The 13,434-nt window shown below is 72.0% G+C and carries 12 protein-coding genes; 10 read left to right on the top strand and 2 right to left on the bottom strand.

Going from position 1 to position 13,434, the window contains the following annotated elements; genetic code table 11:
• Nucleotides 1–50 precede the first annotated feature (50 nt).
• Nucleotides 51–752 carry a FadR/GntR family transcriptional regulator gene (locus tag OHB00_RS08260; protein ID WP_406432778.1) on the bottom strand — a complete coding sequence of 234 codons (702 nt, stop codon included), beginning with the start codon at nt 750–752 and terminating at the stop codon, nt 51–53.
• Nucleotides 753–916: 164 nt separating this feature from the next.
• Between OHB00_RS08260 and OHB00_RS08255 the strand changes: the two genes are divergently transcribed.
• The 8 genes from OHB00_RS08255 to OHB00_RS08220 are packed head-to-tail and all read left to right on the top strand — an operon-like array spanning nt 917 to nt 8,765.
• Nucleotides 917–1,987 (top strand): sugar ABC transporter substrate-binding protein, encoded by a 1,071-nt coding sequence (locus tag OHB00_RS08255; protein ID WP_406432776.1) that lies wholly within the window; start codon nt 917–919, stop codon nt 1,985–1,987.
• Nucleotides 1,984–3,498 carry a sugar ABC transporter ATP-binding protein gene (locus tag OHB00_RS08250; protein ID WP_406432774.1) on the top strand — a complete coding sequence of 505 codons (1,515 nt, stop codon included), beginning with the start codon at nt 1,984–1,986 and terminating at the stop codon, nt 3,496–3,498. The genes OHB00_RS08255 and OHB00_RS08250 overlap by 4 nt, the downstream gene beginning before the upstream one ends.
• On the top strand, nt 3,491–4,516 hold the full coding sequence (locus tag OHB00_RS08245; protein WP_406432772.1) for an ABC transporter permease: 1,026 nt from the start codon (nt 3,491–3,493) through the stop codon (nt 4,514–4,516). Before OHB00_RS08250 ends, OHB00_RS08245 begins: the two co-directional genes overlap by 8 nt.
• A 41-nt stretch (nt 4,517–4,557) precedes the next feature.
• Nucleotides 4,558–5,898, top strand: a complete 1,341-nt coding sequence (locus tag OHB00_RS08240; protein ID WP_406432770.1) for an L-fuconate dehydratase — start codon at nt 4,558–4,560, stop codon at nt 5,896–5,898.
• Nucleotides 5,895–6,650, top strand: coding sequence for an SDR family NAD(P)-dependent oxidoreductase (locus OHB00_RS08235; protein WP_406432768.1), 756 nt, complete (start codon nt 5,895–5,897; stop codon nt 6,648–6,650). The genes OHB00_RS08240 and OHB00_RS08235 overlap by 4 nt, the downstream gene beginning before the upstream one ends.
• A complete protein-coding gene (locus OHB00_RS08230) occupies nt 6,647–7,633 on the top strand; it encodes an aldo/keto reductase (protein WP_406432766.1) in 987 nt (328 codons plus the stop codon). Before OHB00_RS08235 ends, OHB00_RS08230 begins: the two co-directional genes overlap by 4 nt.
• The gene (locus tag OHB00_RS08225; protein WP_406432764.1) at nt 7,630–7,944 is read left to right on the top strand and encodes an L-rhamnose mutarotase; all 315 of its coding nucleotides are present in this window, start codon (nt 7,630–7,632) and stop codon (nt 7,942–7,944) included. The genes OHB00_RS08230 and OHB00_RS08225 overlap by 4 nt, the downstream gene beginning before the upstream one ends.
• Nucleotides 7,941–8,765: an amidohydrolase family protein gene (locus tag OHB00_RS08220; RefSeq protein WP_406432762.1), complete on the top strand. Its 825-nt coding sequence runs from the start codon at nt 7,941–7,943 to the stop codon at nt 8,763–8,765. Before OHB00_RS08225 ends, OHB00_RS08220 begins: the two co-directional genes overlap by 4 nt.
• Here the strand turns inward: OHB00_RS08220 and OHB00_RS08215 are convergent.
• Nucleotides 8,753–10,174, bottom strand: a complete 1,422-nt coding sequence (locus tag OHB00_RS08215) for a lipase maturation factor family protein (RefSeq protein WP_406432760.1) — start codon at nt 10,172–10,174, stop codon at nt 8,753–8,755. The genes OHB00_RS08220 and OHB00_RS08215 overlap by 13 nt on opposite strands.
• A 156-nt stretch (nt 10,175–10,330) precedes the next feature.
• On the opposite strand from OHB00_RS08215, the gene OHB00_RS08210 reads away from it, so the two are divergent.
• Nucleotides 10,331–12,430: a SpoIIE family protein phosphatase gene (locus tag OHB00_RS08210; protein ID WP_406432758.1), complete on the top strand. Its 2,100-nt coding sequence runs from the start codon at nt 10,331–10,333 to the stop codon at nt 12,428–12,430.
• Between the two features lie 134 nt (nt 12,431–12,564).
• Nucleotides 12,565–13,428 (top strand): Fpg/Nei family DNA glycosylase, encoded by an 864-nt coding sequence (locus OHB00_RS08205; RefSeq protein ID WP_406432756.1) that lies wholly within the window; start codon nt 12,565–12,567, stop codon nt 13,426–13,428.
• The last annotated feature ends 6 nt before the right edge of the window (nt 13,429–13,434 follow it).

Below are 13,434 nucleotides of genomic sequence, written 5' to 3'. Positions count from 1 at the left end.
GCCGCGTGGGCGCGACCAGCCCCCCACTCACCCGCAGCCGTCACACAACCTCACGGCCCCAACTGAGACCGCAGCCACTCCTCGACCTCCCCCACGTGCGCGGCCGCCGCCGCCCTCGCCGCCTCCGGATCCCGGGCGACGAGGGCCCGGTGGATCGCGGCGTGCTCCCGGCGCGTCCGAGCGAACGCCCCCTCCTCCTCGTACCCCCGCCACACCCGGGCCCGGAACGTCCGCGACGACAGCCCCTCAAGGATCGCGGCCATCGTCTCGTTCCCGGCCGCCCCCGCGATCACCCGGTGGAACGCGAGATCGTGCGCGAGGATCTCCTCGGGATCGTCCGTCGCGTTCATCGCCGCCAGGTGTTTCTCCACCTCGGCCAGCTGGTCGGCCGTGATCCGCGCCGCGGCCAGCGCCGTGGCCGTCGACTCCAGGACCCGCCGCACCTCCAGCAGCTCCACCAGCCGCGGCCCGCGGGACAGGTCGGCGACCACGCCGAACGTCTCCAGCAGGTCACCCGCCTCCAGCTGGGTGACGTAGATGCCGGAGCCGTGCCGGGCCTCCAGGACGCCCAGGACCGTCAGCGCGCGGATGGCCTCGCGCATGGAGCTGCGGGACATGCCCAGCTGCGCGGCGAGATCCCGCTCCGTCGGCAGCCGCTGGCCGGGCTCCAGACGGCCCTCCCCGATCATCGCCTTGATGCGCTCGATGGCGCGCTGCGTCACCGTGCCCTTCTGGGGCGCCGTCTCGTCCACACCGCTCCTCCTGTCGCCGGTGCGCCGAAGTCTAACCAGTGAGGTGGTCCGACCACTACGGCTCGTTGGGTGGGAAATTAGCGTCTGTGGGGTGTTGAAAGGGCCGAGTGGTCTGATAAGTATGCGGGCATCTGCTCGAACACGCTCGATGAGGAGCTGCCCAGATGCCCGGCAGAACACTGACGAAGCGGAACAGGTCCCGGATCATCGGCGCGACGGCCGTGGCCGTCGGAGCCTCGCTCGCGCTCGCCGCCTGCGGTAGTACGAAGGACACCGGCAGCGGCAGCGCGGGCGGTGGCGGAACCGGCAAGGTCGGGGTGATCCTGCCCCTGCTGACCTCGCCGTTCTGGCAGTCGTACAACGACTACGTGCCCAAGATGGCGAAGTCCGAAGGCGTGGACGCGCTGAAGACGGTCAACTCGAACAGCGACCCCTCGCAGCAGATCACCGACATCAACAACGAGCTCAACCAGGGCGTGAAGGGCCTGGTCGTGGCTCCGCTGGACAGCGCGGCCATCGAGGCCGGCCTGGACCAGGCCGAACGCAAGGGCGTACCGGTCGTCGCCGTGGACGTGGCGCCCGACAAGGGCAAGGTCGCCATGGTGGTGCGCGCCGACAACGTCGCCTACGGCACCAAGGCCTGCGACTACCTCGGCCAGCACGTCACCAGCGGCAAGGTCGTGCAGATCATGGGCGACCTCGCCTCGGTCAACGGCCGGGACCGCTCCGAGGCGTTCCGCTCCTGCGTGAAGAAGAAGTACCCGAAGCTCAAGGTCCTGGAGATCCCCGCCAAGTGGGAGTCCGACACGGCCGCCTCCCAGCTGGGCACCCTGCTCAACGCCAACCCCGACATCAAGGGCATCTACATGCAGGCCGGCGGCGTCTACCTCGCGCCGACCCTGCAGACCCTGAAGTCCAAGGGCATGCTCAAGACGGCCGGGCAGAGCGGGCACATAGTGATCGTCTCCAACGACGGCATCCCGCAGGAGTTCGACGCCATCCGCAAGGGCCAGATCGACGCGACCGTCTCCCAGCCCGCCGACGCCTACGCCAAGTACGGCATGTACTACATCAAGGCGGCGATGGAGGGGAAGACGTTCAAGCCGGGCCCGACCGACCACGACTCCACGATCGTCAAGCTGCCGAGCGGCATCCTGGAGGACCAGCTGCCCGCGCCCCTGGTCACCAAGGAGAACGTGGACGACCCGAAGCTGTGGGGCAACACCGTCAAATGATCACGCCACTCGTTGAGGCCCGGGACATCGTCAAGCGGTACGGCCCCACCGTCGCCCTCGCCGACGGCCGGCTCACCGTACTGTCCGGCGAGTCCCACGCCCTCGTCGGCCGCAACGGCGCCGGCAAGTCCACCCTGGTCAACGTCCTCACCGGCCTTCAGGCCCCGGACGAGGGCACGGTCCGCTTCGACGGCGAACCCGCGCCCGCGCTCGCCGACCGGGACGCCTGGCGGCGCAAGGTCGCCTGCGTCTACCAGAAGCCCACGGTCGTACCGGAGCTGACGGTCGCCGAGAACCTCTTCATCAACCGGCAGCCGCTGCACCGCGGTTTCATCAGCTGGCGCCGGCTGCGCGGCGAGGCGGCGGCTCTCCTCGACACCTGGGACGTCCGTGTCGACCCCGAGGCGCGCACCGCCGACCTCAAGGTCGAGGACCGGCAGATGGTCGAGATCGCCCGGGCGCTGAGCTTCGGCGCCCGGTTCATCGTCCTCGACGAGCCGACCGCCCAGCTCGACAACCGGGAGATCGAGCGGCTGTTCAGCCGGATGCGGGCGCTGCAGGACTCGGGTGTGACCTTCCTGTTCATCTCGCACCACCTCCAGGAGGTCTACGAGGTGTGCCAGACCGTCACCGTCCTGCGTGACGCGCGCTGGATCACCACCGCCCCCGTCGCCGACCTGCCCAGGGCCGCCCTGGTGGAGGCGATGGCGGGGGAGGCCGTCACCCGGCAGGAGCAGGCGGCACGGGACGCGGTCGCGGACCACGCCCCGGTCGTCCTCGACGTCCGTGGGCTCGGCTCGGAGTCGTACGACGGCATCGATCTCACCGTCCGCAGCGGCGAGGTCGTCGGGCTCGCCGGGACCAGCGGCAGCGGCAAGATCGAGCTCGCCGAGACGATCGCCGGACTGCGCACCCCCGCCGGTGGCCTCGCCGAACTGGGCGGCGAGAGGCTCCCGTTCGGCGACGTGCGGGCCGCCCTGAGGGCCGGCGTCGGCTTCGTGCCCCGCGACCGGCACGAGCAGGGCCTGGTGGCCGGGATGAGCATCGGCGACAACGCCACCATGACCGTGCTGGACCGGCTGGGCCGCGGCGGGTTCGTCGGCACCGACCGCAAACGCGGCTTCGCCACCGGGCTGATCGAACGCCTCGACATCCACGCCGAGGGCCCCGAGCAGCCTGTCTCCGACCTGTCCGGCGGCAACGCGCAGAAGGTCGTCATGGCCCGCGCCCTCGCCTCCGACCCCCGGCTGCTCGTCCTGGTCAACCCCACCGCGGGCGTCGACGTGAAGTCCAAGGAGTCCCTGCTGGCCCGCGTGGACAGCGCCCGTGAGGACGGCACCGCCGTGCTGGTCGTCTCCGACGAACTCGACGACCTGCGCCGCTGCGACCGCGTCCTCGTCCTCTTCCACGGCCGGATCGTCGCCGAACACCCGGCCGGCTGGCACGACCACGAGCTGATCGCCTCCATAGAAGGAGTGGACTCCATGCCCGAAGGAGTGGACCATGGCTGAGACCAAGGCCCCGCCGCTCACCCCGGTGCGCTCCCCGGACCCGCGCGCGGCCCGCACCGTCGTCCTGCGCCGGGCCCGCGAACTCGCCCTTGTCCCGGCCCTGTTGCTGCTGATGGTGCTCGGCGCGGTGGTCAACGACTCGTTCCTCACCGAGCGCAACCTGATCTCCATCCTCGGTGCCTCCGCCGCCCTCGCGATGGTGGTGCTCGCCGAGTCGCTGGTCCTGATCACCGGCAAGTTCGACCTCTCGCTGGAGTCGGTCGTCGGGATCGCACCCGCCGTCGGGGCGCTACTCGTCCTGCCGTCGGCCGAGTCCGGCTGGGGCACCGGGTTCCCCGCCGCCCTCGCCATGGTCGCCATCCTGGTCGTTGGCGCGGCGGTCGGCGCCTTCAACGGCATCCTGGTCGTGAAGTTCAAGCTCAACGCGTTCATCGTGACGCTGGCCATGCTGATCGTGCTGCGCGGCGTGCTGGTCGGCGCCACCAAGGGCAAGACCCTGTTCGGGATGCCCGACAGCTTCTTCACCCTGGCCACCACCACCTTCCTCAACGTCCCGCTCTCGGTGTGGCTCGCGGCGGTCGCCTTCGCGATCACCGGGCTGGTGCTGAAGTACCACCGGGTCGGCCGCGCCCTGTACGCCATCGGCGGCAACGCCGACGCCGCCCGCGCCGCCGGGATCCGCGTCGACCGCGTGATGCTCGGTGTGTTCGTGGTGGCCGGTGCACTCGCCTCCGTCGGCGGGATCATGCAGACCGGGTATGTGGGCGCGATCAGCGCCAACCAGGGCAACAACATGATCTTCACGGTGTTCGCGGCGGCGGTGATCGGCGGCATCAGCCTGGACGGCGGCAAGGGCACCATGTTCGGCGCCCTGACCGGCGTACTCCTCCTGGGTGTCGTGCAGAACCTGCTCACCCTGGCGCAGGTGCCGTCGTTCTGGATCCAGGCCATCTACGGCGGCATCATCCTCGTCGCCCTCATGATCGCCCGTGTCACCACGGGACGGGCCCAGGACTGACCGGCCCGCGTCCCGAACCCCTCCTGACGGAAAGGCAATCCGTGTCTCCGAGCCCGGCCCGCGTGACCGCGGTCGACACCTACGACATCCGCTTCCCCACCTCGCGCGAGCTGGACGGCTCCGACGCGATGAACCCGGACCCCGACTACTCGGCGGCCTATGTCGTGCTGCGCACCGACGCGGCCGACGGGTACGAGGGACACGGGTTCACCTTCACCATCGGGCGGGGCAACGACGTCCAGGTCGCGGCGATCGACGCGCTGCGCAGCCATGTGCTCGGCCGTCCGGTCGACGAGATCTGCGACGACCCCGGATCCCTCTACCAGGTCCTGATCGGCGACAGCCAGCTGCGCTGGCTCGGCCCCGAGAAGGGCGTGATGCACATGGCGATCGGCGCGGTGATCAACGCCGTCTGGGACCTCGCCGCCCGCCGCGCCGGAAAGCCGCTGTGGCAGCTGCTCGCCGACGCCGAACCCGAGTGGATCGTCCGCCAGATCGACTTCCGCTACCTCACCGACGCCCTCACCCCCGAGGAGGCCCTGGCCATCCTGCGCCGGGGCCGTGAGGGCGCCGAGGAGCGCCGGGCCAGGCTGCTGGAGCGCGGCTTCCCCGCCTACACCACCTCCGCCGGCTGGCTCGGCTACGACGACGAGAAGCTCACCCGGCTCGCCGCACAGGCGGTCGCCGACGGCTTCCGGCAGATCAAGCTGAAGGTCGGCGCCGACCTGGCGGACGACGTCCGGCGCTGCCGGGTGGCTCGCGCGGTCGTCGGCCCGGACGTCCGCATGGCCATCGACGCCAACCAGCGCTGGGACGTCGACGAGGCGATCCGCTGGACCAAGGCCCTCGCCGACTTCGACCCGTACTGGATCGAGGAGCCCACCAGCCCCGACGACATCCTCGGCCACGCGGCCATCCGCCGGGGGGTCGCCCCGGTCAAGGTCGCCACCGGCGAACACGTCCACAACCGGATCGTCTTCAAGCAGCTGCTCCAGGCCGGTGCCCTCGACATCGTCCAGATCGACGCGGCCCGGGTCGCCGGCGTCAACGAGAACCTCGCCATCCTGCTGCTGGCCGCGAAGTTCGGCGTCCCGGTCTGCCCGCACGCGGGCGGTGTCGGGCTGTGCGAACTCGTCCAGCACCTCTCGATGTTCGACTACCTGGCCGTCTCCGGCACCACCGAGGACCGGGTCATCGAGTACGTCGACCATCTGCACGACCACTTCCTCGATCCGGTGGTGATCCGCGAAGGTCATTACACGGCACCCACCGCACCCGGCTTCTCGGCCGCCATGCGACCGGAGTCCGTGGTGGAGTACACCTACCCCGGCGGCACCTTCTGGGCCGCCGACCCCGACACGCAGAAGGGACAGGCGGCATGACCGACTTCGAGGGTCTGAGGGCACTGGTCACCGGCGGCGCGTCCGGGATCGGGCGGGCCACCGCCGAACTCCTCGCCGAGCGCGGTGCCCAGGTCGCCGTCCTCGACCTCGATCCGTCCTCCGTCGAGAAGCCGCTGCTCGGCTTCCGGGCCGACGTCACCGACGACGCGTCCGTGCGGGCGGCGGTCCAGAGCGCGGCGGAGGCGCTCGGCGGTCTCGACGTCCTGGTCAACAACGCGGGGATCGGCGCGCAGGGCACCGTCGAGGACAACGACGACGACGAATGGCGCCGCGTCTTCGACGTCAACGTCCTCGGCATGGTCCGCGCGGCCCGCGCCGCCCTCCCGCACCTGCGCCGCTCGCAGAACGCGGCCATCGTCAACACCTGTTCCATCGCCGCCACCGCGGGGCTCCCGCAACGCGCCCTGTACAGCGCCACCAAGGGCGCCGTGTACTCCCTCACCCTCGCCATGGCCGCCGACCACCTCCGCGAGGGCGTTCGCGTCAACTGCGTCAACCCCGGTACGGCGGACACCCCCTGGATCGGCCGCCTCCTCGACAGGGCCCCCGACCCGGCCGCCGAACGGGCCGCCCTGGAGGCCCGCCAGCCCTCCGGGCGCCTGGTCCTGGCCGCCGAGGTCGCCGCTGCCATCGCCTACCTGGCGAGTCCGCTGTCCGGCGCCACCACCGGCACCTCCCTCGCCGTCGACGGCGGCATGCAGGGCCTGCGACTGCGGCCGGTGGGCCAGTGAACGCCCTCGGCCGCAGCGGCGTTTCGGTCAGCCCCCTGGGGCTCGGCGCCGCCGTGATCGGCAACCTGTACACCGAGATCCCCGACCAGCAGGCGTACGACACGGTCTCGGCCGCCTGGCGGCAGGACATCCGCTACTTCGACACCGCCCCGCACTACGGCCTGGGCCTGTCGGAGCGGCGGCTGGGCGAGGCGCTGCGGCTCTACGACCGGGACGCGTACACCCTCTCCACCAAGGTCGGCCGCAGGCTGGAGCCGGGGCCCGGCGACGGCGACGACCTCGCCAGCGGCTTCGCCGTGCCCGACACCTACCGCAGGGTCTGGGACTTCACCGCCGACGGCATCCGCCGCACCCTGGAGGCCAGCCTGGAGCGGCTCGGCCTCGACCGGGTCGACGTCGTCTGTCTGCACGACCCCGACGACCACGCCGAACAGGCCTTCCGCGAGGGCTACCCGGCCCTGGAGAAGCTGCGCGCCGAGGGCGTCGTGGGCGCGATCGGCGCCGGCATGAACCAGACCGCCATGCTCACCCGGTTCGTCCGGGACACCGACGTGGACGTGGTGCTCTGCGCCGGCCGCTACACCCTGCTCGACCAGAGCGCCCTGACCGACCTGCTCCCCGCCGCCGTGGCACGCGGCACCTCGGTGGTGATCGGCGGGGCCTTCAACTCCGGTCTGCTGGCCGACCCGAGACCGGACGCCACCTACGACTACACCCGGGCGCCCGGCGAGCTGCTGTCCCGTGCCCTGCGGCTCAAGGCGCTCGCGGAGCGGCACGGCACCACGCTGCGCGCCGCCGCCCTCGCCTTCTGCGCGGCCCACCCGGCCGTGGCGAGCGTCCTGGTCGGGGCCCGCTCGGCGGCCGAGATCGTGGACGGGGCACAGCAGTTCGCCACACCCGTCCCGGCCGCCTTCTGGCAGGAGCTGCGCGCCACCGGTCTGCTGCCCGCCGACGCCCCCGTACCCACGGAGGACCCGTCATGAGAGTCGCCCTGCACACCAAGGTCCGCGCGGACCGCGTCGCCGCGTACGAGGCCGCCCACCGCGAGGTCCCCGCCGAACTCACCGACGCCATCCGGGCCGCCGGGGCCACCTCCTGGACCATCTGGCGCAGCGGCACCGACCTCTTCCACGTCGTGGACTGCGCCGACTACGGCCGTCTTCTCGCGGAGCTGGAGAAACTCCCGGTCAACATGGCCTGGCAGGCCCGGATGGCCGAGCTGCTCGATGTCGTCCACGACTACTCCGAGGCGGGCTCGGAGGCCGGCCTGCCCGTCGTGTGGGAGCTGCCGTGACGGTCGACGCCCACCACCACGTCTGGGACCTCGCGGTGCGGGACCAGGACTGGATCCCCGAAGGCAGCCCGCTCAGGCGGGACTTCACGGTCGCCGACCTCGCCGCCGAGGCGCGGGCCGCGGGTGTCACCCGCACGGTCCTCGTCCAGACCGTCACCGTCCCCGAGGAGACCCCCGAGTTCCTCGCCCTCGCCGACACCCACGAACTGATCGCCGCAGTCGTCGGCTGGACCGACCTGACCCGCCCGGACGTCGCCGACGAACTCGCCCGCCTGCGCGAACTCCCCGGCGGCTCCTTCCTGAAGGGCATCCGCCACCAGGTCCAGGGCGAACCCGACCCGGAGTGGCTGCTGCGCCCGGACGTCGGCCGGGGCCTGACCGCGCTCGCGGACGCGGGCCTCGTCTACGACCTCGTCGTCCAGGCCCATCAGCTCCCGGCCGCCGCCAAGGCCGCCGAGACCCACCCCCGACTCACGTTCGTCCTCGACCACTTGGGCAAGCCCCCCATCGCGTCCGGCACCCTCGAACCCTGGGCCACCGCGGTACGCGCCCTCGCCGCCCGGCCCAACACCGTCTGCAAGCTCTCCGGCATGGTCACGGAGGCCGACTCCGCCTCCTGGACCGTGGACGACCTGCGCCCGTACGCCGACACGGTCCTGGACGCCTTCGGCCCGGACCGCCTGATGTTCGGCTCGGACTGGCCGGTGTGCACCCTGGCCGGAACCTACGGTGAGATCCTCGACGCGGCCGCCCAGCTGATCGGGCCCGGCGAACGCACCCGCGTCTTCGAGGCCACCGCCGGCCGGGTCTACGGCCTCTGAGCCGTCCCCGCAAGCCGCGTCGGCGGCAGGTACTCCCTCACATACGTCCGCTCCCAGCACGCGCCCGTCTCCCGCAGCTCCCGCCAACTGGTGTAGCGGTAGCGGAAGAGGCGGGCGCGGACGAAGCGCGGGGGCTCGTCGGCCGGGAAGGGGGAGCGGCGCAGCAGCCGCAGCGTGTCGCGGTCGTTCTCCAGAAGGCGTTCCACCAGGCCGCCGAACCAGTCGCCGGCGTACGCGGGGGAGAGGGCGGCGAACCACATCAGCCAGTCCAGGCGGAGGTGGTAGGGCGCGAACTGGCGCGGCCAGTGCCGGGGATCGCCCGGCTTGCCCCTGAACTCGTACTCCCGCCACTCCGAGTCCTCGCGCGGCGTGCCGTCCAGCGTGCCCTCGACCACCACCTCGTAGCGCACCCGGCTGACGCTGCCGAACGCGCCGTAGGTGTTGACCAGGTGGAGCGGGTCGAAGGAGCGGTTCATGACCTGGCGGCGGGAGACCATGTTCACCACCGGGTGGTAGCTCAGGAAGAGGAGCAGCGCGGTCACGGCGAGGACGACCACCTCGTACCAGAGCGGGGTGGGCGGTGCCGCACGATGATCCGTCGGGAGCCGGAGAGCGGACACGGCCAGGACGATGGTGATCCAGTTCAGCCAGGAGAAGTTGCCGGAGATCACCAGCCACAGCTGCGTGAGGATCATCAGGGACGCGGCCGCCGTCGCGATCGGCTGCGGGGTGAACAGCAGGACGGGCACCACCAGCTGGGTGAGGTGGTTCGCGGCCACCTCCGCCTTGTGCACCGGCCCCGGCAGATGGTGGAAGAACCAGCTCAGCGGACCCGGCATCGGCTGTGTCTCGTGGTGGTAGTGCAGGCAGGTCAGCTTGCGCCAGCAGGCGTCCCCGCGCATCTTGATCAGACCCGCCCCGAACTCCACCCGGAACAGGATCCAGCGCAGCAGGAAGAGCACGAGGACCGGCGGGGCCACCTCGTCGTTGCCCAGGAAGACGGCCAGGAAGCCGGTCTCCAGGAGCAGGGACTCCCAGCCGAACGCGTACCAGGTCTGGCCGACGTTGACGATCGAGAGATACAGCGCCCAGGGGATCAGCCACAGCACCATCGCCGCCCACAGCGGGAGTTCGGCGTCCGCTCCCGCCAGCAGCGCCGCCGACACCGCGCAGCCCGCCCAGGCGCAGCCCGCGAAGAAGCGGTCCGAGTAGTGCAGATGGAACAGGCTCGGCGCCCGGCGGAACGGGGCCCGGGCGACGAACCTCGGGATCGGCAGCATCCCGCGCTCGCCCAGCAGGGCCCGGAACTGCAGCGCCGCCACCAGGAACGCGAAGAGGTACACACCGGCCAGAGCCCGCTGGAAGACCAGCCGGCTCAGCCAGTACCCGGGTGCGGTGAACCAGTCCACGGTCGTGCGCTCCTGCCTGTCTCCATGGTGCGGCCCCGGCTCGGCAGGGGCCTGTCACCCTGTGTACCGCGCCGTCGCGCTTGCGTAACCCGAGCGAGTGAAGCGGACAATCAGGGAGAAATTGCCCGACGGGGGTTCCCCTGGCATGGTGGCCCCATGGCTGATCGGGGAGCGAGCGCTCCGTCACTCCCGGACGACTGGCCCGCCCACCCGGACCACCCGATCCTGGCGCTCAACCGCATGGGCACCTTCGACTGGGACCTCGACGCCGGCCTGTTCCACATGGACGCCCAGGCGTACGAGGTGTTCGACCTGACTCCCGAGGAGTACGACGGCCGCCCCGAGACCCTCGCCGCCCGGGTGCCCCCGGCCGAGTCCAGCAGGCTGGACGCGGTGGTCTCCCGGGCCATCAAGGACGGCAGCGAGAACTACGGGACGTACTTCCGCATCCGCCGCCGCGACGGCACCCCGCGCTGGACCCACACCCAGGGCTACATCCGGCGCGACGAGACGGGCCGCCCGCGCCGGGTCGTCGGGATCGTCCGGGACGCCACCCAGGAGCTGGAGGACAGCGAGGCCCGCAACCTGCGGGACGCCCAGGGGCAGGCGCTGCGCCGGCAGACCGGCGTCGTGCAGGCGGTCACCGCCGCGCTCGCCCACGCCAGCAACGTCCAGGAGGTCATCGACGTCCTCAAGGACACCCACGGCATCCCCAACCTGGGCGCGACCAGCCTGGTGATGGGCCTGGTCGAGGCCGGCCGGATCCGGCTGGTCGCCGAGGGGCCGGCCGGCAGCTTCGTGCCCGGCACCCGGGTCACCCGGATAGAGGAGCCGTACCCGATGGGCGAGGTGGTGCGGACCCTCAGCCCGTGCTTCATCGAGTCACCGGAGGAGTTCGCCGAGGGCTACCCGATCCTGTGGCCGCACATCACCGGCCTGCACATCACCTCGGCGGCCTATCTGCCGCTGATCGCCCAGGCCCGCCCGATCGGCGCCATGGGCCTGCTCTACAACGACCGGCTCGGCTTCTCCACCGAGGAACGCGCCGTCCTGGTCGCCCTCGGCAGCAGCATCGCGCAGAGCCTGCAGCGGGCCATGCTCTTCGAGCAGGAGAAGGACCTCGCCCAGGGCCTCCAGCAGGCGATGCTGCCGCGCACCATCCCCAGCGTGCGCGGCGCCGACGTCGCGGTCCGCTACCGCTCGGCGAGCGCGGGCGGCTCCCTGGGCCGGGACATCGGCGGCGACTGGTACGACCTGATCCCGCTGCCCGGCGGCCGGGTCGGCGCGGTCATCGGCGACGTCCAGGGCCACGACACGCACGCGGCGGCCGTCATGGGCCAGCTGCGCATCGTGCTGCGCGCCTACGCCGCCGAGGGCCACGCCCCGGCCACCGTGATGGCCCGCGCCTCCGTCTTCCTGGACGAGCTCGACACCGACCGCTTCGCCACCTGCCTGTACGCCGAGGCCGACCTGGCCACCGGCGTCGTCCAGGTGGTCCGCGCCGGGCACATCGACCCGCTGGTCCGCACCGCCGACGGGAGCTGCCACCGGGTGCCCGTCGAGGGCGGGCTGCCGCTCGGCCTGTCCGCCGAGTTCCGGAGCCTGGAATACCCGGTGTCCACCCTGGAGCTCGACCCCGGCGAGATGCTGCTGCTGTGCACCGACGGGCTCGTCGAGCAGCCCGGCGCCGACCTCGGGGACGGCATGCGGGCCCTGACCGAGCAGGTCGCCAAGGGGCCCGAGGACGTGCGCGACCTCGCCGACCGGCTGATCGAGATCGCCGACGAGCGGGGCGGTGACGACGACGTGGCCCTGCTCCTGCTGCGCCGCCGCGGCTCCGACACCGCGCAGGCCGTCGGCCGCCTCCAGCAGCACGTGGCCTCGGGCGACCCCGAGGCGCTCGCCCTGGCCCGGCACATGGTCCGTGCCGCCGTCCGCGCCTGGGGCGCCGGGGACCGCGCCGACGAGATCGAGCTGGTCGCCGACGAGCTGATCACCAACGCCCTGATGCACACCGAGGGCTCCGCGATCGTCACCCTCAGGGTCCTCGGCGGCAGCGACCGGCGGCTGCGCGTCGAGGTCGAGGACTCCTCCAGCGCCCTGCCGCGCCGCCGCGAGGCCGGCGAGGACGGGGTCTCCGGGCGGGGGCTGCTGCTCGTCGACCGGATCGCCGACGGGTGGGGCGTGGAGGCCCGCGGCGGCGGCAAGGCGGTCTGGTGCGAGTTCCGGATGCCGGAGAAGCCGGACGGGACCTGATCCCCTGGCCGAGCGGCAGCCCCCGAAGGGGCGCGGGGAACTGCGCGACCAGCCCCCGTGGTGCCGCAGTCGTCATACGACCCGACGCGGCACTTCCGGCGGAGCGTAGGCGCAGCGGATGGCACGCTGGACCCATGCCCGAACTGCCCGAGGTCGAAGCGCTCAGGGAATTCCTGACCGAGAACCTGGTCGGCCGCCAGGTCGTGCGCGTGCTGCCGGTCGCCATCAGCGTCCTGAAGACGTACGACCCGCCGGTCGGCGCCTTCGAGGGCAGCGAGGTCGTCGCCGTCCACCGGCACGGCAAGTTCCTGGACATCGAGGGCGACCGCGGACTGCGCTTCGTCACCCACCTGGCCCGCGCGGGCTGGCTCCAGTGGAAGGACCGGCTGCCGGACGGTCCGCCCCGGCCCGGGAAGGGCCCCCTGGCCCTGCGGGCGGCCCTGGAGACCGGTGCGGGTTTCGACCTCACCGAGGCCGGCACCCAGAAGAAGCTGGCCGTGTACATCGTCCGCGACCCGCAGGACGTCCCTGGTATCGCCCGGCTCGGCCCCGACCCGCTCGCCGCGGACTTCGACGAGGCCCGTCTGACGGCCCTGCTGGCGGACGAGCGGCGCCAACTGAAGGGCGCCCTGCGCGACCAGAGCCTGATCGCCGGGGTGGGCAACGCCTACAGCGACGAGATCCTGCACGCGGCGAAGATGTCCCCGTTCAAGCTGGCGGCGTCCCTGACCCCCGAGGAGGCGCACCGGTTGTACGAGGCGCTGCGCGCCACCCTCACCGAGGCGGTGGAGCGCTCCCACGGCCTGGCGGCGGGGCGCCTCAAGGCCGAGAAGAAGAGCGGGCTGCGGGTCCACGGCCGGACCGGCGAGCCCTGCCCGGTCTGCGGCGACACCATCCGCGAGGTCTCCTTCAGCGACTCCTCGCTGCAGTACTGCCCGACCTGCCAGACCGGCGGCAAGCCGCTCGCGGACCGCCGGATGTCCCGGCTGCTCAGATAGCCGGAG

Origin of the sequence: Streptomyces sp. NBC_00631, from assembly GCF_045206895.1 — a bacterium.
Taxonomy (GTDB): Bacteria; Actinomycetota; Actinomycetes; order Streptomycetales; family Streptomycetaceae; genus Streptomyces.
This window is presented reverse-complemented; position numbering and strand designations above follow the sequence as displayed.